Source organism: Lacunisphaera limnophila, from assembly GCF_001746835.1.
GTDB classification, from domain to species: Bacteria; Verrucomicrobiota; Verrucomicrobiia; order Opitutales; family Opitutaceae; genus Lacunisphaera; species Lacunisphaera limnophila.
The window spans coordinates 2,176,803-2,197,511 of the sequence record NZ_CP016094.1 but is presented as its reverse complement, the minus strand read 5'-3'; the positions used below and the strand labels follow the sequence as shown (position 1 = coordinate 2,197,511).

The window sequence follows — 20,709 nt, the reverse complement described above, 5'->3', positions numbered from 1 at the left end:
ATATCCGCGGGAAGCTACGGGATTTCAGACCGCCTCGCCCAGCCGCTCGCCCATGCGGGCGTAGACCTCGAGGCCGGCCGCGCTTTGTTGCACCAGGTCGGCATCGAGCCTGATCTTGCCCGGCGGGAAGAGCGTCACGACGCAGGAGCCACCGAATTTAAACAACCCCTTCTCCTCGCCCTTGGTCACGGCCCGGCCGAGCACGAAGGACTGGAAGATACTTCCGACCATGGTCGCCCCGATCTCACACACGGCCACGGTGCCAAACTCCGGCGACTCAACCAGCGTGACCATCCGCTTGTTCTGCCAGAGGTAGGCGAGGTTCTGCCGCAGCGCGATCGGCGACACCGAATACAGCCAGCCGTTGATCAACCGCGGCTCGCTGGGCATGCCCGCCACCGGGAAATGAAACCGGTGGTAGTCCACCGGACACAACCGCGAGATCAGCATCGCCCCGCCGGAAAACTTTGCCGCCAGCGCCTCATCACCCAGGAACGCCTTCAGGTCGAATTGCTGCCCCTTGGCGTAAAAGCCCGCCGCCGCATCCACGTTCTGGAACGCCAGGTGGCGCCCATCCGCCGGCAAGACGGCGACGCGTTCCCCTTCGGCCACGGGCCGGGCCCCGGGTTTGAGTGCACGGTAGAAAAACTCGTTGAAGGTTTTGAAGGTGAGCGGCTTTTTCGCGAACTCATCCACGTTCAGGTCGTAATCCACGATGAACGGCAGGATCCGATTGGCGCTGTCGCGCAGGCTCATCCGCCAGCCGTAGTAGCGTGAGGCGACCGCCCGCTTCACCAGCGCATTGAGCGCAAACCGGCCGAGTGTCGTCCCGTAGGTCCAGCGCAACCACTCCTCGCCGTAAACCTGCTCGGTCTCGACGGTGCGCTTGGCGCGATGAAAATAGCGGATGGGCTCGGGCGGCATTGCGGACTTTATTGGGGCAGCCGGCGGAGCCCGCCACACTATTCCGTCGCCTGCGGTTGCCTCCGTCTGAGACGCCGCCTCAGACCGCCGGCAGCTGCGCGGCGACCGCCCGCCCCAGCATCTCGTAGGCGAGCGGCTTGTGCAGCAGGGCCGATAATCCCAGTCGCCGGGCCTCGGCCAGGTCGGCCTCGCCCCAGTATCCGCTCGCCAGCACCAACGGCAGACCGGGGCGCACCGCTCGCACGCGGGTGGCAAACTGCAGGCCGTTGAGGCCCGGCATCGTCAGGTCGCTGAGCACGAGCGCAAAGCGGTCGGGCGATGCCTCGAACTCGGCGAGGGCCTCGTCGGCCCGGAGGTGCGCACTCACGGCATAACCCAAACGTTGCAGGAGCTTGCGCACGGTTTCCACGATCGCAGGGTCATCGTCCACCAGCAGGATCATCTGGCCGCGGCCGGTCGGCACCGCCGCGGTGGCTTCCTCCACCGGCGAGGCCCTGGTCGCGGCCTGCATCGGGAAATAAAGGTGAAAGCAGGTCCCGCGCCCCGGTTCGCTGGTGACCGTCACGGCGCCATCGTGCTGGCGCATGATGCCGTGCACCACGGCCAGACCGAGCCCCGTGCCCTCGCCCATCGGCTTGGTCGTGAAGAAGGGCTCAAAAATGCGATTCATGATCTCCCGGCTCATGCCCGGGCCGGAATCCCGCACCGCGATGCGCAGGCAACGCCCGGGTTGGATTCCCGGCGGCGGCTCCCCGGGCTCAATCGTCACCCACTCTTCCACGAAGACGAGCCGTCCAGGCGCGCCGCGCATCGCCTGCAGCGCGTTGGTCCCGATATTCATCAACACCTGGTGAACCTGCCCCGGATCGGCCATGATTTCCGCGCCCTCCGGCAGGGCTTGGTGGTCAAATTCGACCGTGCCGCGCGCGACCGCGCGCAGAAAGTCCAAGACCTCATCCACGAGCGGCGTCACCTTCACCGGCTGTCGGCTGGGGGTCGTCCGCCGCGAGAAGGTCAGGATCTGCTTCGCCAGCTGCTGCGCCCGCCGGGCGGCCTTCAGGACCTGCTCCAGTGAACCGGTCTCCGGGTGCCCGGGCGGCAGGTTCATCAGCGTGAGTTGGGTGTTGCCCATGATGGCCGTCAGCAGGTTGTTGAAATCGTGCGCGATGCCCCCGGCCAGCGTGCCGATGGCCTCGATCTTCTGCGTCTGGCGCATGTGTTCGTCCTGCTGCTGCAGGCGTTGCCGGGCCTGGGTCTGCTCCGTGATGTCGCGCAACGAAACCAGCAACCGCCCGCCCAGCGGACTGGACGACACGCGCCACCACGCGGTGGCTCCCGGCTTCTCGTGCTCAAATTCCTCGGCCTGTTCCGCGGCGGTGGCGGCCGTCAAACGCTCCAGAAGCACCGGATCGCCGGCCAGCACGCTGCGCAGGCGCGACCGGGGCGCCGGGCCGCTGCCCGTCTGCAGCAGGCGCCGGGCGGCGGGATTGACCTGCAGGATCACGGGGTCACCGGGCCGGTCCTGTGCTTCCAGCACCAGCAGACCGTCGGGCGCGCCTTCAAACACCCCGCGGTAGCGCTCCTCGCTCGCCTGCAACTCCACCGCCTGGCGGGCGATTTGCCGCCGCAAGCGACGCTGCCGCCCGGCCGCCCACAGGGCGACCAGCAGTGCCAGCGACAAGCCCACGGCCACCGCCAGCAGTACCTGTTCCAGCGAGTAGCCCACGGGCTCAACATGCGAAAACCATTTCCGATAAAGGGCATCGTAGCGCCCCGTGCGCACCAGCACGGCCAGACCCTCGTTGATCCGGGCCAGCATTTCCCCATCGCCCTCTTGGACGGCGATGCAATAGCGCACGTCGTAGCCCTCGACCGGCACGTCCAGCGCCCGGATGTTCTTCAGGCCGAAATAATGCACCCGGGTGAGCGCGGTCAGGCGGGTGGCCAGCGTGGCATCCGCCTCCCCCCGGTCGATCTTCCGCAAGGCATCCTCCACCGACTCGGCGTAAACGACCGACTCGCCCAACCCGGCCTTGCGTAGGATCGTCTCCCCCATGCTGGCCCGGTGGACCAGCACCCGCCGGCCGCGGAGGTCGGCGAGGGTTTTGATGCGATCATCTCCCTTCCGGACAATAATGGCACCATTCAGGGTCAGGTAGGGCACCGAGAAATCCGCCTCGCCTTCGCGCTCGGGAAAGCGCGCGTAACTCTGCAGGATGCCCAGCCGCCCTTCGCGGAAAGCCGCATTGACGTCTTTGGTGTCTCCGATGACCCGCTCCCACTTGAGCCCCATCACCCCCTCGATTTCGTTCACCAGGTCGAACGCGAACCCTGTGATCTGGCCCTTCTCATCCGTGTAGGAAAAGGGATAATTGTCGGTCAGCACGCCCACCGTCCTCGTGTCCGTTTCGGCCGCCACACCCGCCCGCGCGCCGGTCAAAAACAGGGCGGCCAAGATGATTCGGGATACCGCACGCGTCGACTGCCGGAAGGAAGGCACGACCCGATTTTCCACGTCCACCCCGACAGCGCAAGCTCACGCTCGCGACGTCCGCCTAGCCCATCACCAAGGCGCCATCCAAGACCGTGAAGGTCACGGTCGAGTCCTCCCCCACTTCACCGGCAATCAACGCCCGGGCCAGCCGGGTCTCAAGGTGCCGCTGCAGGAAACGCTTCAGCGGCCGGGCGCCGAAGACCGGGTCGTAACCCTTCTCCGCCACCCAGACTTTCGCCGGGGCCGCCAGCACCACCTTGATCCGACGGTCCGCCAACCGGCGGTTCACATCGGCGATCAGCAGGTCCACGATCTGCTCGATCTCCTCCAGCGTCAGCGGCTTGAACAGCACCGTCTCGTCCACCCGGTTCAGGAACTCCGGCCGGAACGCCGCGCGCAGGTCGGCCATCACCGCCTCCCGCACACTCTCCGGGATCTCGTCGCCCTTCACCCCTTCCAACAGGTGCCGGCTGCCGAGGTTCGAGGTCATGATGATCACGGTGTTCTTGAAGTCCACCGTGCGCCCCTGGGCGTCCGTGATGCGGCCGTCGTCGAGCACCTGCAGCAACACGTTGAACACATCGGGGTGCGCCTTCTCGATCTCGTCGAAAAGCACGACCGCATACGGCTTGCGCCGCACGGCCTCCGTCAGCTGGCCGCCCTCGTCATAGCCGACATAGCCCGGGGGCGCGCCAATCATGCGCGCCACGCTGTGCTTCTCCATGTACTCGGACATGTCGAGCCGGATGAGGTTGGCCTCGGAGTCGAAGAGCTGCGCGGCCAGCGTCTTCGCCAGCTCGGTCTTGCCCACGCCCGTGGGCCCGAGGAACAGAAAACTCCCGATCGGCCGGCGCGGATCCTTGATGCCGGCCCGCGCCCGCAGGATCGCCTCGCTCACGAGACGGACGCCCTCGTCCTGCCCGATCACGCGCTGGTGCAGCTCGCGCTCGAGCCCGAGCAGCTTCTCCTTGTCGCCCTGCAGCAGCTTGGACAGCGGGATGTGCGTCCACTTCGAGATGATCTCGGCGATTTCCTCGGCGGACACCTCCTCCTTCACCAGCGTGGTCTTCGCGGTGCCGGCCTTCTCGGCCTTGGCCAGCTCGCTCTCCAGCTGCGGGATCCGCCCGTGCCGGAGCTCGGCGATCTTGTTCAGGTCGTACGCGCGCTCGGCCTGCGCCATCTCGAGGCGGGCCGCTTCCAGCGCCTCGCGCACCTTCTGCACGCGGCCCAGGGCTTCCTTTTCCTTCGTCCAGACGGCCCGCAACGCGGTGGCCTGCTCCTTGGCGTTGGCCAGTTCCTTGCGCAGATCCGTCAGGCGGCGCTTCGAGGCGTCGTCCTTTTCCTTCTGCAGGGCGGTCTCCTCGATCTCGAGCTGCATGACGCGCCGCTGCAACTCGTCGAGCTCCGTGGGCAGCGAGTCGATCTCCGTCCGGATCATGGCACAGGCTTCGTCCACCAAGTCGATGGCCTTGTCCGGCAGGAACCGGTCCGCGATGTAGCGGTGCGAGAGCACGGCGGCCGAGACCAGCGCGTTGTCCTGGATGCGGACCCCATGGTGCAGCTCGTAGCGCTCCCGCAGGCCGCGCAGGATCGAGATGGCATCCTCCACCGTCGGCTCCTCGACCAGCACGGTCTGGAAGCGGCGCTCCAGCGCCGGGTCCTTCTCGATGTACTTGCGGTACTCGTCCAACGTGGTGGCGCCGATGCAGTGCAGCTCGCCGCGCGCCAGCATGGGCTTGAGCAGGTTGCCCGCATCCATCGCGCCCTCGGTCTTGCCGGCACCGACGATATTATGCAGCTCATCGATAAAGAGGATGATGCGCCCGTCGGCCTGCTTGACCTCGTTCAGCACGGCCTTGAGGCGCTCCTCGAACTCGCCGCGGTATTTGGCGCCAGCGACCAGCGCACCGAGATCAAGGGCGAAGACGGTCTTGTCCTTCAGCCCCTCGGGCACGTCGCCCCGCAGGATGCGCTGGGCCAGGCCCTCGACGATCGCAGTCTTGCCCACCCCGGGCTCGCCGATGAGCACGGGGTTGTTCTTGGTCTTGCGCGAGAGAATGCGGATCGCCCGCCGGATCTCGGCATCGCGCCCAATGACCGGGTCGATCTTCCCTTTCCGCGCCTGGGCCACGAGGTCCACGCCGTACTTCTCCAGCGCGTTGTAAGTGGTCTCGGGATTGTCGGAGGTGACGCGCTGGTTGCCGCGCATCTTCTGCAGTTCCTGCAGCACCTTGCCCCGGTCGAGGCCAAAGCTGCCGAAATACTTCCTGAGCGCCTCCGGCTTGCCCACGGCGAGCAGCGCGAGAAAGAGGTGCTCGACGCTCATGAAATCGTCCTTGAGCGCCTCGGCCTCCACCTCGGCCTTGGTCAGGACCTCGTTCAGCGACTGCGTCACGTAAACCTTGGAGACGTCCACGCTGCCCGAGACCTTGGGCAGCCGGCCCAGCTCGCGCTCCGCGGCCAGCTGCAGGGCGCTGACCGTCACGCCGAGCTTCTCGACGAGTGACGGGACGATGCCACCCTCCTGGGCCAGCAGCGCGACGAGCAGGTGCCACGTCTCCACTTCATTGTGCGAGCGGCGGCGGGCCTCGTTCTGCGCCTCCTGGACGGCTTGGCGCGACATGACGGTCATTTTCTCGGGATTCATAAAGGGATTATAGACGCTTTGCAGGAGCCGCGCCAGCGGGTGAAGACCTGCTTCCCTCGGGGATCCGCCCGCACCCCACCACCGCTGCGACAACGCGTCAGGCTGGTGTGCCAGCCCTTGTGCCAGTCTGCCCGGTTGATTCCTGCAGGGTCGGCGCAGGCGACGAACCTGCATCGACGGATTTCAGGTCACTTCCGCTTCGGCCGGTTCCGCTTGTCCAGCAGCACCACCACCGGCTGATGCGCCTCGGCTTCCGCCGGCTCGAACTCGGCGTACGCGGCAATGATCACCTCGTCCCCGGGCTGCACCAGGCGGGCGGCCGCCCCGTTGACCATGATCTCCCCCCGCCGCCGGCCGCCGATGACGTAGGTGGCGAAGCGCTCGCCGTTGTTCACGTTGTAGATCTCAACCCGCTCATGCAGGAGCAGGCCGGCGGCGCGCCGGAGCTCGGGCGCGATGGCGATCGAGCCCTCGTAGTTGAGGTCGGCGGCCGTCACGGTCGCCCGGTGGAGCTTGGACTTGAGCAACGTCAGGCGCATGGCGGGTCAGCGGGCGGGCTCGCGGTTGAGTTCCTCGGCCCGCTTCAACCCAAACAGCACCAGCTCGGGCACGAGCTCGTCGAAGAGTTGCTCGGCCTCGAACATCCGGGAGAAGCCCCCCGTGCCGATCAGTGCCGGTTTTTCCGCGGCAAAGGCCTCCTGGGTCAGCTGGGCGACGAGTTGCCGGATGGCGCCGACATGCCCGTGATACAGGCCCGCCTGGATGCTCTCGACCGTGCTGCGGCCGAGGGCCGACTCGGGCTTGAAAATCTCCACCGCCGGCAGCCGGGCCGTGCGGCTCGACAGCATCTCGGCGGAAATCCCGAGCCCCGGCAGGATCGCGCCACCGAGGTAGTCGCCACCCGCGGTCACGACGTCGAAGGTCGTCGCCGTGCCACAATCCACCACGATGCAGTTCCGCCCCGGACACCGCTGCGTGGCGGCGATCGCGTTGGCCACCCGGTCCGCCCCCACCTCGGCCGGGTTGCGGTACTTGATCTTCAACCCGGTCTTCACCCCGGCCTGCAGCAGGAAGGGCTCGCAGCGGAAATACTTCACGCAGGCGGCGCGCAGCGGGTACGCCACCGGCGGCACGACGGAACAGATCGCCACGCGCGCGACGGCCGCGGGGTCGATCTGATTTTCCCGCAACACGGCGCGCAGGAACACCCCGAGTTCGTCGGACGAGCCGATGGGGTGCGTGGTCTTGCGGAACTGGGCCCGCAGCGTGTCGCCGGCGAACACGCCGCCGTGGATCTGGGAATTGCCAACATCAAGGGTGAGGAGCATGGGTGGGCTGGTGGTGGTTTAGGAAAGGGGAGGCGGGATCGGGCCGTCTTCGAGGAGGCGGACGAGTTCCGCGGCCAGCGCGCCGCGATCGGGACAATGGACCGCGACCGTGCCGTCCGGCCGCAGGATGTCGGCGGGAAACCGGCCGTCGGCCCCGCGGGCCGCCAGGTCGTTGTGCACCACATAGTCGGCGCCGGAGTGGGCGAAGAGACGGCGGACCGCCTCGCTCACCTGGCTGCATTCCGCCCCGTGCGTGAGCTTGAAGGCCACCAGCGTGAACGGGGCCCGGCTCAGGCCGCGCAACCCGTCCACCAGCCGCGGATTGGACCGTAGCTTGAGCACCGGCGCACCGCCCGAGGCGAGTTTGCCGCCCGCGGCGGCGGCGACCGGCGCACTCCCCTCGGCCATTACGACCATGTCCACCCCATAGTCGCTGACCGCCGCGGCATGAATCACCGCGTCAAAGGCCTCGGCCGCGAGCAACCGGTGGAGCCAGGTCTGCAGCTGCGTGAAGGTGACAAAGGTCTCCTCGCGGCACGGCCCGTCGGCGGCCACCGCGCCCTGCGCCCGCAGCAGCACCACCTCATGCCCGGCCCGCGCGAGCTGCGTGGCGATCATCGCCCCCGTCGCCCCGGTGCTCGTGTTGGTCAACACGCGGACGCCATCCACCGGTTCCACGGTGCCCCCCGCCGTGACCAGTACCCGCAGCTTTCGCGCGGGCTTCGCGAGCGCGCCCTCCACGGCCGCGACGATTGTCTCCGGCTCGGCCAGCCGCCCCTCGCCGTTTTCCCCGCACGCCGTGCGCCCGGCCTCCGGGTCGATGAAACGCACGCCCCAGCCGCGCAGCCGGGCGACGCCCGCGACGGTCGCCGGGTGCGCCCACATCGCCGGATTCATCGCCGGCGCCACCAGCCAGGGCTTGGCCCGGTCGTGCGCCAAAAACAACGCGCCCGCCAGATCGTCCGCCAGTCCGGCGGCGAACCGGTTCAGGGTGTTCGCGGTGGCCGGACACACCAGCACCGCATCAGCCCACCGCGTCAGCGCGATGTGCTCCAGCGCCACCCCCGGGGCGAAGGCATCGCTCAACACCGGCGCGCCCGTCAGGCCCTCCAGCGTGGCCGGCCCGATGAATTTCAAGGCCGACGCCGTCGCCACGCAACGCACCCGGTGGCCGCATTGCACGAGGCGCGACACCACCTCGCAACCCTTGTAGGCCGCGATGGAGCCGGTGAAAATGACGAGGAGGTTAGAGGGGGACATTGTCGATGAGCCGGACGTTTTCCAGCCGGACGGCGCCGAGGCGGCGACCGTCGCGGTCGGCCACATAATCCACGCCAAAACCGGCCGCCTCCAAAGCAGCGGATGAGTCGGCCGCGCTCCGGGCGGAGCGGAGGATAGCCGGAAATTGGGCGGCGTGCGCCCGGGCCCGGGGAGAAAGCCGGCGGTTGCGCGAGCTGAGGGCCAGCCCGTCGGGGTCCCGCTCCGTCGGACAGGGCACGATCTCCACCGGCAGCAGCAGCGCCCGCACCATGCCGTCGACCAGCTGCAATTGCTGCCAGTCCTTCTCCCCGAAGTACGCGCGGCGCGGCCGGACCACGTTGAGCAGCTTGAGCACGACGGTCAGCACGCCATCAAAATGCCCGGGCCGGTGCGCGCCCTCCAACTCACGGCTGAATTTGTCCTCGGTCACCCGGTAGGCGTAGCTGTCCGGGTAGAGCGCAGCCGCTGGCGGCACGATCACGTCGTCCACCAACCCCTCGGCCAGACGGAGATCCGCCTCCAGCGTGCGCGGATACTTCTCCAGGTCGGCGGGGTCGTTGAACTGCGTCGGATTGACGAAAATACTCAGCACCACCCGGTCGCTGTCCGCCCGCGCGCGCGCCAGCAGCGCCCGGTGCCCGGCATGCAGCGCGCCCATCGTCGGCACGAAACCAACCGATTTCCCCGCATACGCCGCGCCCGCACGCACGGCCTGCCACTCCGGAAGTTGGTGATGCACCCTCATGCCAGCACCTCCTCCCGGGCCGGGAAGCGCGCCCCGCGCACGTCGCGGGCGTAGTCGTTGAGGGCCGTCAATATGGCCGCGTGTCCATCCAGGTAACGGCGGGCAAACCGCGGGCGGAACCCGGCATCCAGCCCGAGCAGATCATTTAAGACCAGCACTTGCCCCGAGGTGCCATTCCCGGCCCCGATCCCGATCGTGGTAATGGCCAGACTGGCCGTGATCTCCGCCGCGAGCGCCGCCGGCACACATTCCAGCACCAGCGAGAAAGCCCCGAGCTCCTCCAGCCGCCCTGCCTCGGCCCGCAGCCGCGCGGCCTCGGCTTCCGAGCGCCCCTGCAGCCGGTAGCCGCCGAGTTGGTTGACCGACTGCGGGGTGAGCCCGAGGTGGCCCATGACCGGGATGCCGCTGCCGACCAGGTGGGCGATCACGTCCTCATGACCAGTCACCCCTTCCAGTTTCACGGCCGTGGCCCCCGCCTGCAACAAGGCGCCGGCGGCCCGCACGGCCACCTCCCGCCCCTGGCGAAAACTCAGGAACGGCAGATCCGCCACGATCACGTGCTCCGGCGCGCCCCGGCGCACGGCGGCCGTGTGCATCACCATCATGTCCAGCGTGGCATGCACCGTCGACGGCAGCCCGTGCACGACCATGGCCGCGCTGTCGCCGACGAGGATCACGTCGGCTTCCGACACGGCCACGAGCCGCGCCATCGCGGCATCATAGGCCGTGACCATGACAATGGGCCGCCCTGCCTGGCGCGCCCGGTTAAAGTCGAGGATGCTCTTCATTCCGCTCCGGCAGTTGTCCGTATGCGGATAACCTGCGGGCGGCAGAGGGAGTGGGACTGGAGTGCTTGTCGCATGGCGATCAGGCCTGAGGTTGTCCGGGGACGGTGGTTGAACTGGGCGGTCCGGTCGCGCACGAGTTCGCGCCAGACACCCCCAAGGTTGCCACCCCGGCGGCCGGCGCAACGGAATTCTGCGTCACGGCTCATCCGGTGGAACCTGCGCTCCGCGCAGGTTTTCGAGCCAGCCCGCGCGAAGCGCGGGTTCCACCTCCCCCACACCCCGGTTGACTCCCCGCCCCCAGCGGGTAGCCATAAACCCTCATGGCTGATTTCCTGACCGACGAAAAAGTAGTCTCCCGCGCCTTCCTGGTTGGCGTGCAAACCCCCGGCATGGAGGCCGGCGAAGGCACCGAGCTCCTGGGCGAACTGAAGGAACTCGTGGAGAACCTCCGGCTCACCGTCACCCGCACCACCCTCGTCACCCTGCGCGATCGCCAGCAGCCCAAGTTCCTCATTGGCTCCGGCAAGGCCGCCGAGCTCATCGCCCAGGCCAAGGAGGACGGCGCCGACGTCATCGTCATCGACGAGGAACTCTCCCCCGCGCAGCAGCGCAACTGGGAGGAGGAATCCGGCCTCGCCGTCATCGACCGCCAGGAGGTCATCCTCGAGATCTTCGCCGACCGCGCCCAGACGCGCGAGGCGGTGCTGCAGGTCGCGCTCGCGCGCATGGAGTATTCCCTGCCCCGCCTCACCCGCGCCTGGACCCACCTTTCCCGCCAGCGCGGCAAGGGCGCCATGGGCGGCGAGGGCGAGACCCAGCTCGAGCAGGACCGCCGCATTGTGCGCGACCGCATCGCGCACCTGAAAGAGGAGATCGCCACCGTCATCTCCCAGCGCGCCACCCAGCGCCGCAAGCGCCAGCGCACGCCCGTCCCCGGCGTCGCCATCGTCGGCTACACCAACGCCGGCAAATCCTCCCTCCTCAACAAGCTGACCGGCGCGCAGGTGCTGGCGGCCGACAAGCTCTTCGCCACCCTCGACCCGACCACGCGCCAGCTCGAGCTGCCGGACGGCCGCATGCTCCTCGCCACCGACACCGTCGGCTTCATCCGCCGCCTGCCCCACCGCCTCGTCGAGGCCTTCAAGGCCACCCTCGAGGAGGTCGTCGTCGCCGACTTCATCATCCACGTGCTCGACGTCGCCAACCCGAACGTCGCCCACCACTTCGCCACCACCATGGAGGTGCTGGGCGAGCTCGGCGCCGCCGGGAAACCCATCATCACCGTCTTCAACAAGGTCGACGCCGCCGACCGCCAGACCCTCGCCCTGATCCGCGCGCAGCACCCGGACTCGCTCTTCATCAGTGTCCACACCGGCGAGGGCCTCGACCGGCTGCTGGCCCGTTGCGAGGAGCTCACCGAGGACAACCATGAGGCCGTTGACCTGCTCATCCCGCACAACCGCTACGATGTCGTCGCCCGCCTCCACGGCGCCGGCCAGGTGCGCAAGCAGGAGTCCCTCGCCGAGGGCGTGCGCCTCACCGGCCGCTTCCCCCAGAAGCTGAAGCCCCTCTACGATCCCTTCCGCTTCGTCGCCCCGCCCCCCCAGCGTAAGCCCGCCGGCAAACGCGTGCCCAAGGCATAGCCGGTCCGCCCGCGGCCTGGCTCGGAGAGCAGGCGGGGCTTTATGCCCCGACGTTCGACGCCCGCCCGCGCCCTGAACGCCGCCTCGCGTCGAGTCCTACCCGACCCGCTCAAAGATCGCCCGGCAGTTCCGCGTGGGTCAGCGTCTCATAGTTCAGGTTCCAGATGGCGCGGATCGAGTCGGTCCGGATCTGCTCCACGATCAGCCGGCGGGTGTTGGGCAGATCGAGGCCCATCCGGCCATGGTAGTGATGGTAGCCCACCTCCCACGTGTTGAAACGCTCGCGGCTGGCAACGTCGTTGGCGGCCAGCCCGTCGAGGGAGCCGCTGAGAAACTGCCCCGCGAGCAACTCCATCGCGGCGACATAACGCTGCTGGTGCTCGGTGTAGACGTCGACTCCCTGATGCCATGCGGTCTCGGCGGCGTGCAACGCCGAGCCCAGGGCAAACTGCGTGTGGTGGCCGTTGTCGCGACAGGTCTCTTGCGTCAACCCGTCGACCCAGCGGCGGGGGTGGCTCCAGAATTTTTCCGGGTCCCCGTGATCGCCGGCGATCGGCCGGGGCCGGGGCCCGTCACTGGTGAGATAAAAGTAAGCCGCGCTGCGCACGCGCAACCGCTCAAGGCCCTGCCGAAACAACACCTCATCCTCGTTGAACACCGCGATCGCGAGCATCGCGTCGATCTGCGTCAGGTCGATGTTGCCGTTCCAGGTGCTGGCGGTCGTCAGCTGCGGATAAAAGGCGCGGCGGAACATGGCCTGAAAGGCTGCGATCTCGCCGACGCTCCAGCCGGAGTAAAGCCGCATGATCTCCGCCGCCGGCGCGAAGACCGCGCCGATCCAGCCGGCCTGCAAGCGATCCTGCTGCGTGCCGGCGGTAAACCCCTGGAGGTTGCTCCAGGCATTGAGAATGGCCACCGCGCTCCGGGCATAGGCCTCGTCCCCCGTGAAGTACCAGAGGAGGGCCTGGCTGTACGCAGCGGCCGCGTCGTAGCGGGAAACGTTGGCGTCCTCGCTCTTGGAGTCGATGTGGGTCAACGCATGCGGACCCATGTGGGCATAGCGCCCTGCCTTGATCCGTTCGAACTCGCCTTTCCACGGCTCAGCGCCGGCTTGGATCTGCGCCTTCACAAAGTTCAATTCCTCCCGGGAATTAAGCGCCCCGGGATGAACGAAAGTCATCGCCGCACCGGCCAGACCCAACGAGCCAAGGAACAGAACAGCCAGCAAAACGGATTTCATGAACCGGCTGAGGGCACGGAGGGGCATGCCCGATTTCGTACCGGCACGTCGGCAAAGTAAACCGCGGAGCACCCCGCCCCCTCGAAAGAGTGGGTGAGGGCAATTGACTCCCGATTTGCCAGTATCCAGATCAGGACACAGCTCGGAACGTCATCCATTGGAACCAGCACTCCGCCGGTCGGGGCGTTGCCCGATAGGCGCAAGTTTTCGAACTACCCCGACTGGACGCCCCCCATGACCACCCCTACCCCTGCCTTGCTGCCCCGGTTCCTATGCTGTGAGCATCCCAGCCGTGCTTCGGCTATCTTCCTGGCTCTCCTGATCTGCTTGGCGGGATATTGCCACGCCGAAGGCGACTCGAACCTCCCCGCGGATGTCATCACCCTGCCCCTGGTGAATCCGGCCCGGTGGGTGATCGACACGAGTCATTTGGGTACGGACCAAGTGGCGATCACCTATGATGCCGCAGAGAAGGTCGCCGTGCTGACTCCGACCTGGTCCGCGCACGACGCCACCTCCGCGGATCTAAACTCCCGCAACATCCAGGACAGCAACCTGCATCTCTATCAGCTCGTGCCGCGCAGCGACTGCACCCAGTCCGTGAGTTACTTCGAGATCAGCGTGCCATCCGCCTATGTCGATGAGGGGCGCCTTGACATCCAATTCACCCTGCAAGGAGGCGAGGCTGACGACTACCTGTTCAATGGCCGGACTTTCCTGATGAAGGATTTTGCCGAGGCCAAGGGCGGCTACAAGAGCGTGACCCTGAAGTCATCCGACTTCAGCGAACCCGAGGTCAAGCGACGCGGCATCGAGCGGGTGGGATTCACCCTGCATCGCCACGGCTCGATGGTTTCGGCCCCGATCAGGATCCGGCAGGTTTCCGTCACCTTGAACCGCGCGAAAATCATTCCGCTTCCGCCGGAGGCAGAAATCGTGAACCCGGCCTCGTTCTATGAGTTCGCCTATACCAACCAGGCGGCCATCGACCGGATCCAAGTGGAAAATTCCGCCGAGGCCCGCGAAATCAAGCGCCAGCTGGGGACCGACGCGCAGGGCATGGTTTTGCTCCCGCAGTGGAGCCCGGATCAGCTGCGGCAGGGTCAATCAGGCGTGGCCTACCTGAAGCAGTCCTTGGGCGCCCCGCACAATTTCGCCCGCTTCGAGGTCCAGTATCTGGTGAACATTCCTCGCGCCTATTTCGACGAGGGCAAGCTCGACGTCTACCTGTGCATCCAAGCGGGTGAGGCCGGCCACGGCGTCTGGAGCGGAGCACCGCGCAAGCTGTCTACCTTTGCCGACAAGGCCGGACAGGACGTCGTGCTGACGCTGACGCAGGACGATTTTCTCCCCGGGCACGGCGGGCACGGCAAAAAGCGCAACAAGATCGAGTTCGTGGCCCTTCAGCTGGTTCCGCACGGCTCAGTCGTGACCGAGCCGATCTTGCTGAAACGCATCACGGTCAAGCTGCCGTAAGCCCGAGGCGAGCCCCGTGGACCCGAGGTGCGGGCCGTTCGCCGGTTCCGCGGCGTGCGGCCGGCAGCGACAGAACGCGAGGGAGCGGGGTTCGCCGGGAAGCGGTCAAGGAGCGCCATCGGCTCCCGCACGAGGCGGTTGACCTCGTGCGCGGTGATACGCGAGTCGACCCAGCCGGTCAGTAGACATGGTCCGGAACCTGCATCACCCGCTGGTCGGCGACGATCGGCGCAAGCCGGTTTGTTAAGACTGAAACGTCTCCGGGCGGAGGTGCACGATGCCCTCCCAAACCGCCTTGATCGCGGCCTCGGTGCGGTCGGCGACCTGGAGCTTGAGGAAGATGTTTTTCAGGTGCCCCTTGACGGTGAATTCCGTGATGTTCAGCTGCGCCCCGATCTCCTTGTTGCTCCGGCCCTGCACGATGAGCTGGAGGATTTCCAGCTCCTTGGCGGACAGGGCCGGCCGGGACCGCCGCTCGCCCAGCCGCTGCTGGATTTTCGGCGGCACCACGCGCTCGCCGGCGGACACGGCCAGGATGGCCGCGATGATCTCCTCGCGGCTGGAATCCTTCAGCAGGTAGGCGCGGGCCCCCGCCTCGAAGGCGAGGTGGATGTCCTCGCTCATGTCAAAGGTGGAGAGCACGACGACCCGCACGTCCGCCCGCTGCGCTACCAGCTGCCGGATGGCGGCCAGACCGCTCTCCTGCTGGAGGTTGAGATCCATCAGGGTGACATCCGGGTGCAGTTCCGCGTGCCGCGCCACCGCCTCGGCGACGGTGCCGGCTTCGCCGACCACGCTGAACCGCGGGTCGTCGTTCAACAGGGCCCGCAGGCCGGCGCGAAACGCGGGGTGATCGTCGACCACGAGGAGTTGGAGGGGGCTTGGCATGGCTAGGCAAGGAGAGGCAGGCGGATGACGACCCGCGTGCCCAGGCCGGGTTCGCCGGTCACCACGAGGTGCCCGTTGAGCCGTTGCGCGCGCTCGTGCATGCCCCGGAGGCCGAAGCCGGCGGCGGCCGGGGCACCGGCCGGCAGGCCCACGCCGTCGTCCCTCACCTGCATTTCGCCGAAGTCCGCCTGCTCGCGGTAGGTCACATGCACGTGGCGCGCGCGGGCGTGCTTCACGGCGTTGGTCATCGCCTCCGTGGCGATGCGCAGCAGCTCAACCTCCGCGTCGGCCCCGAGCCGAGCAACATTGCCGTCGAGCACGCAGTGGAATTCTATCCCGGTGTCGCGCAGGAGCGATTCGCTCACTCGCCGCAGCTCCGCGTGGAAATCCGCGTTTGAGAGCAGGCCCTGCCGCCATCCGGCGATCGACCGGCGCGCCTCGACCAGACTCTCGCGGACGAGGCCGCGCGCCGTCTCGAGGTGATCCTGGGCTCCGGCCGCCCCGGGCGGCAGCTTGTGCTTGGCCATCTCCAACTGGATCGAGATGGCGGTGTAGCCCTGCGCCAGACTGTCGTGGATCTCCCGCGCCAGCCGCATGCGTTCTTTCATCATGGCCGCAAACTCGGCCTCGCGGGCGATCCGCTGCCGGTTTTGCTCGCGCAACCTGGCCTTGGACTTCCACCACAAAACCCCCGAGACCAGCAGGGCGGCGGTGGTCAGCGCCGTCGCCGCGCCAAAAACCCATACCGCCAAGCCGATCGGCGGCACCTCGAGCACAACCAGGTCGGCCGCCGTCCGCAGTCGGAGCTCAAAGGAATTCGGCCGCCAAGGATACGCCGCACCGATCGCAGGCGTGGAGATGACCCGGACCACCCCGGTGAGTTGCACGCGGCTGCCGGTGGCCGGCAAGGGTGCCAGTAATTCATCGCGTGCGAGCGTTGCGGTGAAGGGCGCGCCCGGCCCCTTGAGCGTCAGCACAACAGCCTCGGGGCTGCGAAAATTGTCGAGGACCATGCCCTCCAACTGCAGGAGTTCGCCATCGGCCGCCCGGGCCTCCTCGACGGAGACCGCCCGGGGGCGCATGCCCTCCCCGGCACCAAGCCGCCCGGTCGTCGCATCCTCCACTTCCGGCGAGTAGAGTCCCCGGCGCACAAAACCCACGACATCAACGGAGTCGCCAATCGCCAGCGGCGTACGGTCGACGCGCTGCACGAAGACGCCCCGCTGCTCCTGCTGCACATAGAGTTCCGCCTCGCCCCGGAGATAGGTCACGATCCCCCGGATGTGCACCCTCCCATGGGTTGGCTCCTCGGGTGCATACCGCATCAAGGAGTCGATCCGCGTGAGCGGGACGGATTCCCGGGGCAAGGCCGGTTCCAACACAACGACCGTGCCGCTGTGCGGCACGACCAGGCGCGTGCCATAGTGCTGCCCATGCGAATTGAAAAAATGTCCGCAGCGGGCCCGCAGCCGCACCCGGGATCCGACCCAGGCTTGGACCTCGGCGATGCTGGTTTGGGTGAACATCAGGTTCAGCCGCGTGTCGCCGGCTGAGAGCACGGCGTAGGCGGTGTAGCAATGCTCGGTGGGCGGTACCGCCTGGGCGCTGCGCACCCAACCCTCGACCTCGACCCATTGGCAATCCAGCCGCCCGGTTTCCAGGTCTTCCAGCCGCGCAATCACCAGCGGCTCCACCTCGCGCGCCCCGATATCCGTGATGCGTTCCGCCCGGATCACCGGCGCAAACTCCCCAGGGTCGGTGACGCCCTCCACGATCACCTCCCGCCCGAAGGCGGGCACGGGCCCCGGCACGCCATGCACAAACAACCCGGCGGTGCCATCATGGATGACCAACGAGTTGACCTCCGCGGCGATCACCGCGCCGCGAACCCGGACCGGAACCGCCGCGGCGGCCGCCTCCTTCGCCATTGCGCGAATGACCCCGATCTGGGTGATCGGCTCGACCTCCGTCGTGATCCCCACCGACGGCCAGCCGGCCAACAGGGTCAGGGCGAGCAATCGGGGCCCCCAGCACAGGGTTTGGGACGGGAACAACATGCAGAGTTCCCCCGCAGGCTGGCGCGAACCCCGCCAAAGTAAACTGCACAGCCGGCCACCCCTCGAAAGAGGGGCCTCACAAGATCAGTTGGCAGCAGCTGGTCCAGGAAGATGGTCGGGCACCCGCCCACCGGACCAGCCGCCCCATGCCTCACCCCCTCACCCCGCCCCTCCGGCCTCGGCCCAGCGCGGTCCTGGCCCTCCGGCCGGAACTGCAGCCATGGCTTTTCCCGCCGTCAGCCCAGGCGCAGCTGGAGCACATGGTGGCCCTGTTCGGACCGATCTCGCCTGCCGGCGCCTCCCCGCCGCCGGTGGAGGCCTTGCAGCAGGTTGAGGTGCTGGTGGGCAGCTGGGGAATCCCGGTGTTGGACCGCGGGTGGCTCGACGCCATGCCCAATCTGCGTGTCGTGCTCTACGCGGCCGGCACAGTGCGCGGCTTTGTCACCGACGAGTTCTGGCGGCGCGGGATCCAGCTTTCCACGGCGGCTACGGCCAATGCCGGGCCCACCGCGATTTTTGCCGAGGCGATGATCCTCCTCGCCCTCAAGCACACCTGGTTCTACCTCCGGGAAAAAATCACGGTCTGGCCCCAGCTGGCCGACACGGCGTCCTCCGGGGTGCATGCCTCGACCGTGGGCATCATTGGCCTCAGCCGGGTCGGCCGGCATGTGATCAAGGCCCTGCAGCGGCATGAGCTGAATATCCTGCTGTATGATCCGACCGTCACCGCCCAGGAGGCGGACCACGTCGGGGTGACGCTGTGCGATCTGCGGACGCTGTTTGCCACCAGCGATGTCGTTTCCCTGCATGCGCCCCTGCTGCCCCAGACGACGGGCATGATCGGCGGCAAACACCTGCGGGTCATGAAACCGCATGCGACCTTCGTCAACACGGCCCGCGGCGCCCTCGTAAACGAGGCCGAGATGATCGCCATCCTGCAAGCCCGTCCCGACCTGACCGCGGTGCTGGATGTCACCGAAACCGAACCCACGCCCGCGGACTCGCCGTTGCGGCGGCTGCCCAATGTGGTGCTCACGCCTCATCTCGCCGGTGCCCGCCACCGTGAGCTCGCCCTGCTGGGCCGGGTGGTGCTTGAGGAATTGTCGCGCTACCTGGCCGGCCAGCCGCTGGCCTGGGCCGTCGACCAAGCCGCCGCGGCCCGCATGGCCTGACCCACCACCTCCCATGCCCGATCAACCGCTCCCGGCCAAACCGATCCCGGCCCCCGCCCGCCCTGCCGGACGGGTCTGGACCGCCGGGACATTGACCTACACCTCATCCGCGCTGGTGGTGCTGGCGCTTTACCTCCTGCTCGGCGACTTCGCCTACTGGATGCGCGAACGCTCCGCCGCCCCCGTCACGCAGCTGATGCTGAAAAAATTCGGGGCATCGGACATGATCACCGGGCTGTTCCTGCTCACCATCCCGGGGGCGGTGCTCCTGGTGGTGGGTCCCGTGGTCAGCTACTGGAGCGACAACCACCGCTCGCGCTGGGGCCGCCGCATCCCGTTCCTGGTCGTGCCGGCGCCGTTCGTCGCGCTGGCGATGATCGGCCTGGCCTTCAGTCCCACGATCGGCGCGACCCTGCACGGCTGGTTTGGCGGGGACCCCGCCGGCAGCCGCTGGGCGGTGCTGGTGGTGATGGGCCTCTGCTGGACGATCTTCGAGATCGGCGTGATCGTGATGAACGCGGTGTTCAATGCCCTGATGAACGACGTGGTGCCGCGCGAGTTGCTGGGCCGCTTCTTCGCGATGTTCCGCGCCGCGGGCCTCATCGCCGGCGTGCTGTTCAACTACAAGATCATCGGCCACGCCGAGGAAAACTACACGCTCATCCTGGCCTCCATCGGCGTGCTCTACGGCATCGGCTTTGTCGTGATGTGCCTCGGTGTGAAGGAAGGCTCCTACCCGCCGCCGGCCCCGGTCCCGGCGCACTCCTCGTCGCCCGCGCTCAATGCCGTCCGCGAGTACTTCCGCGATTGCTTCACCAAGCCGTACTACCTGCTCGTCTTCGTCTTCCTTGCCCTGGCCAACCTCGCGTTCATGCCGGTGAACACCTTCGGGCTCTACGCCGCCAAGGGCTACCAGCTCTCGATGGAAACCTACGGGCGCTACCTCGTGGTGACCTACATCTGCTCCTTCACCCTCGCCTTTCCCTTGGGCTGGCTGGCGGACCGCTTCCACGCGCTGCGGGTCGGGCTCGCGGCGCTGCTCCTCTACGCCGTGTTCATGCTGGTGGCATTCTTCTACATTCACGACGCCGACTCCTTCGGCCACATGTTCCTCGCCCACGGCGTCCTGTCCGGGTGCTTCTTCACCGGCGCGGCCGCCGTCGCGCAGATGCTCTACCCGAAGCTCAAGTTCGCCCAGTACGCGGGTGCCGGCGGGCTGGTCGCCGCATTGTGCAACATGACGCTCGGGCCGGCTCTCGGCGGGCTCCTCGACGGCCTGGGCAACGACTACCGTTATGTCTTCCTCGTGGGCAGCGGTATCGCCCTGGCGGCCCTCGGCATCGGCGGCGCCGTCCTCTACCGCTGGCACCGGCTCGGCGGCCAGGCCGGCTATGAGGCGCCCGCCTGATCTTCTCCAAGACCCACTCCCCCTCTATGCGCCAACCCCTCCTGCACGGCATCGACCTGGGCTCCCCGCTTCGCGGCGGCCGCACCACCCGCACCGCCACGGGCCTCGAGCTCGAGGCCGGCGGCGCGGATATCTGGGGTCACCGCGACGAGTGCCACTTCGCGTTCACCCCGGTCGACGGCAACTTCGAGGCCAGCGTCCGGATCCACGCCCTCTCCATGGCCGACGTCTACACGAAGGCCGGCCTCATGCTGCGCGCCTCGCTCGCGGAGGGCTCCGCTCACGTGATGCTGCTCAGCTTCGGCGACAACCAGCCGCGCAACCGCAATAATGGTGGCCTCGAGTTCCAGTCCCGCGCCGAGACCGACGGCCCCTGCGCCGGGATCTACCCCCCGCAGCCCCTGCCCCCGCAGCCCGATTTCCCGGTGCACTTCCCCCACGTGTGGCTCAAGCTGGTCCGCGCGGGCGCGACCTTCACCGCCCTGGCCAGCTCCGACGGCCGGGCCTGGCGGACCTTTTGCGTTCACCAGCAGGAGCTGCCGACGCAGGCCTACCTTGGTCTCGCGGTCACCTCGCACCACCCGGAGCAGACTGTCCGCGCCACCTTCGACCCCTTGACTCTCGCCGACCCAACTTGAC

16 protein-coding genes are annotated in these 20,709 nt (G+C 67.7%); 5 read left to right on the top strand and 11 right to left on the bottom strand.

Features of this window, described 5'->3' with window-relative positions; translation table 11 throughout:
* Positions 1 to 24: 24 nt before the first annotated feature.
* From Verru16B_RS09170 to panB, 8 genes are all read right to left on the bottom strand, one after another.
* Complete coding sequence (locus Verru16B_RS09170; protein WP_069962003.1) at positions 25 to 924, bottom strand: phosphatidylserine decarboxylase; 900 nt, start codon at positions 922 to 924, stop codon at positions 25 to 27.
* Between the two features lie 79 nt (positions 925 to 1,003).
* Positions 1,004 to 3,379 (bottom strand): transporter substrate-binding domain-containing protein, encoded by a 2,376-nt coding sequence (locus tag Verru16B_RS09165; RefSeq protein WP_069962002.1) that lies wholly within the window; start codon positions 3,377 to 3,379, stop codon positions 1,004 to 1,006.
* A 100-nt stretch (positions 3,380 to 3,479) separates the two neighbouring features.
* On the bottom strand, positions 3,480 to 6,065 hold the full coding sequence (clpB, locus tag Verru16B_RS09160) for an ATP-dependent chaperone ClpB (protein ID WP_099093277.1): 2,586 nt from the start codon (positions 6,063 to 6,065) through the stop codon (positions 3,480 to 3,482).
* A gap of 188 nt (positions 6,066 to 6,253) precedes the next feature.
* The gene (gene panD / locus Verru16B_RS09155; protein ID WP_069962000.1) at positions 6,254 to 6,604 is read right to left on the bottom strand and encodes an aspartate 1-decarboxylase; all 351 of its coding nucleotides are present in this window, start codon (positions 6,602 to 6,604) and stop codon (positions 6,254 to 6,256) included.
* Between the two features lie 6 nt (positions 6,605 to 6,610).
* Complete coding sequence (locus tag Verru16B_RS09150) at positions 6,611 to 7,393, bottom strand: type III pantothenate kinase (RefSeq protein WP_069961999.1); 783 nt, start codon at positions 7,391 to 7,393, stop codon at positions 6,611 to 6,613.
* A gap of 18 nt (positions 7,394 to 7,411) precedes the next feature.
* Positions 7,412 to 8,653: a bifunctional phosphopantothenoylcysteine decarboxylase/phosphopantothenate--cysteine ligase CoaBC gene (gene coaBC / locus Verru16B_RS09145; RefSeq protein WP_069961998.1), complete on the bottom strand. Its 1,242-nt coding sequence runs from the start codon at positions 8,651 to 8,653 to the stop codon at positions 7,412 to 7,414.
* Complete coding sequence (panC, locus tag Verru16B_RS09140; RefSeq protein WP_069961997.1) at positions 8,640 to 9,398, bottom strand: pantoate--beta-alanine ligase; 759 nt, start codon at positions 9,396 to 9,398, stop codon at positions 8,640 to 8,642. Before panC ends, coaBC begins: the two co-directional genes overlap by 14 nt.
* Positions 9,395 to 10,186 (bottom strand): 3-methyl-2-oxobutanoate hydroxymethyltransferase, encoded by a 792-nt coding sequence (gene panB, locus Verru16B_RS09135; RefSeq protein WP_069961996.1) that lies wholly within the window; start codon positions 10,184 to 10,186, stop codon positions 9,395 to 9,397. Before panB ends, panC begins: the two co-directional genes overlap by 4 nt.
* Positions 10,187 to 10,506: 320 nt before the next feature.
* Between panB and hflX the strand changes: the two genes are divergently transcribed.
* Positions 10,507 to 11,829 (top strand): GTPase HflX, encoded by a 1,323-nt coding sequence (hflX, locus tag Verru16B_RS09130; protein WP_069961995.1) that lies wholly within the window; start codon positions 10,507 to 10,509, stop codon positions 11,827 to 11,829.
* A gap of 109 nt (positions 11,830 to 11,938) precedes the next feature.
* On the opposite strand, the gene Verru16B_RS09125 is transcribed toward hflX, so the two are convergent.
* Positions 11,939 to 13,096: an alginate lyase family protein gene (locus Verru16B_RS09125; protein ID WP_069961994.1), complete on the bottom strand. Its 1,158-nt coding sequence runs from the start codon at positions 13,094 to 13,096 to the stop codon at positions 11,939 to 11,941.
* A gap of 207 nt (positions 13,097 to 13,303) precedes the next feature.
* On the opposite strand from Verru16B_RS09125, the gene Verru16B_RS09120 reads away from it, so the two are divergent.
* Entirely contained in the window at positions 13,304 to 14,545 is a 1,242-nt protein-coding gene (locus Verru16B_RS09120; RefSeq protein ID WP_157772358.1) for a hypothetical protein, read from the top strand.
* A gap of 243 nt (positions 14,546 to 14,788) precedes the next feature.
* Here Verru16B_RS09120 and Verru16B_RS09115 read toward each other — a convergent pair whose 3' ends face one another.
* A complete protein-coding gene (locus Verru16B_RS09115; RefSeq protein WP_069961992.1) occupies positions 14,789 to 15,433 on the bottom strand; it encodes a response regulator in 645 nt (214 codons plus the stop codon).
* A 2-nt stretch (positions 15,434 to 15,435) separates the two neighbouring features.
* Complete coding sequence (locus Verru16B_RS09110) at positions 15,436 to 17,490, bottom strand: histidine kinase (protein WP_099093276.1); 2,055 nt, start codon at positions 17,488 to 17,490, stop codon at positions 15,436 to 15,438.
* 146 nt (positions 17,491 to 17,636) lie between these two features.
* On the opposite strand from Verru16B_RS09110, the gene Verru16B_RS09105 reads away from it, so the two are divergent.
* The 3 genes from Verru16B_RS09105 to Verru16B_RS09095 are packed head-to-tail and all read left to right on the top strand — an operon-like array spanning position 17,637 to position 20,708.
* On the top strand, positions 17,637 to 18,662 hold the full coding sequence (locus Verru16B_RS09105) for a hydroxyacid dehydrogenase (protein ID WP_069961990.1): 1,026 nt from the start codon (positions 17,637 to 17,639) through the stop codon (positions 18,660 to 18,662).
* 13 nt (positions 18,663 to 18,675) lie between these two features.
* Positions 18,676 to 20,070 carry an MFS transporter gene (locus Verru16B_RS09100; RefSeq protein WP_069961989.1) on the top strand — a complete coding sequence of 465 codons (1,395 nt, stop codon included), beginning with the start codon at positions 18,676 to 18,678 and terminating at the stop codon, positions 20,068 to 20,070.
* Positions 20,071 to 20,096: 26 nt separating this feature from the next.
* Positions 20,097 to 20,708 carry a DUF1349 domain-containing protein gene (locus Verru16B_RS09095; protein WP_069961988.1) on the top strand — a complete coding sequence of 204 codons (612 nt, stop codon included), beginning with the start codon at positions 20,097 to 20,099 and terminating at the stop codon, positions 20,706 to 20,708.
* The last annotated feature ends 1 nt before the right edge of the window (position 20,709 follow it).

What these genes read in the sequence shown, in the direction of transcription:
- Verru16B_RS09170 (WP_069962003.1), bottom strand. Translation starts at nt 924, where the DNA reads ATGCCGCCCGAGCCCATCCGCTATTTTCATCGCGCCAAGCGCACCGTC.
- clpB (WP_099093277.1), bottom strand. Translation starts at nt 6,065, where the DNA reads ATGAATCCCGAGAAAATGACCGTCATGTCGCGCCAAGCCGTCCAGGAG.
- panD (WP_069962000.1), bottom strand. Translation starts at nt 6,604, where the DNA reads ATGCGCCTGACGTTGCTCAAGTCCAAGCTCCACCGGGCGACCGTGACG.
- Verru16B_RS09150 (WP_069961999.1), bottom strand. Translation starts at nt 7,393, where the DNA reads ATGCTCCTCACCCTTGATGTTGGCAATTCCCAGATCCACGGCGGCGTG.
- coaBC (WP_069961998.1), bottom strand. Translation starts at nt 8,653, where the DNA reads ATGTCCCCCTCTAACCTCCTCGTCATTTTCACCGGCTCCATCGCGGCC.
- panC (WP_069961997.1), bottom strand. Translation starts at nt 9,398, where the DNA reads ATGAGGGTGCATCACCAACTTCCGGAGTGGCAGGCCGTGCGTGCGGGC.
- panB (WP_069961996.1), bottom strand. Translation starts at nt 10,186, where the DNA reads ATGAAGAGCATCCTCGACTTTAACCGGGCGCGCCAGGCAGGGCGGCCC.
- hflX (WP_069961995.1), top strand. Translation starts at nt 10,507, where the DNA reads ATGGCTGATTTCCTGACCGACGAAAAAGTAGTCTCCCGCGCCTTCCTG.
- Verru16B_RS09125 (WP_069961994.1), bottom strand. Translation starts at nt 13,096, where the DNA reads ATGCCCCTCCGTGCCCTCAGCCGGTTCATGAAATCCGTTTTGCTGGCT.
- Verru16B_RS09120 (WP_157772358.1), top strand. Translation starts at nt 13,304, where the DNA reads ATGACCACCCCTACCCCTGCCTTGCTGCCCCGGTTCCTATGCTGTGAG.
- Verru16B_RS09115 (WP_069961992.1), bottom strand. Translation starts at nt 15,433, where the DNA reads ATGCCAAGCCCCCTCCAACTCCTCGTGGTCGACGATCACCCCGCGTTT.
- Verru16B_RS09110 (WP_099093276.1), bottom strand. Translation starts at nt 17,490, where the DNA reads ATGTTGTTCCCGTCCCAAACCCTGTGCTGGGGGCCCCGATTGCTCGCC.
- Verru16B_RS09105 (WP_069961990.1), top strand. Translation starts at nt 17,637, where the DNA reads ATGCCTCACCCCCTCACCCCGCCCCTCCGGCCTCGGCCCAGCGCGGTC.
- Verru16B_RS09100 (WP_069961989.1), top strand. Translation starts at nt 18,676, where the DNA reads ATGCCCGATCAACCGCTCCCGGCCAAACCGATCCCGGCCCCCGCCCGC.
- Verru16B_RS09095 (WP_069961988.1), top strand. Translation starts at nt 20,097, where the DNA reads ATGCGCCAACCCCTCCTGCACGGCATCGACCTGGGCTCCCCGCTTCGC.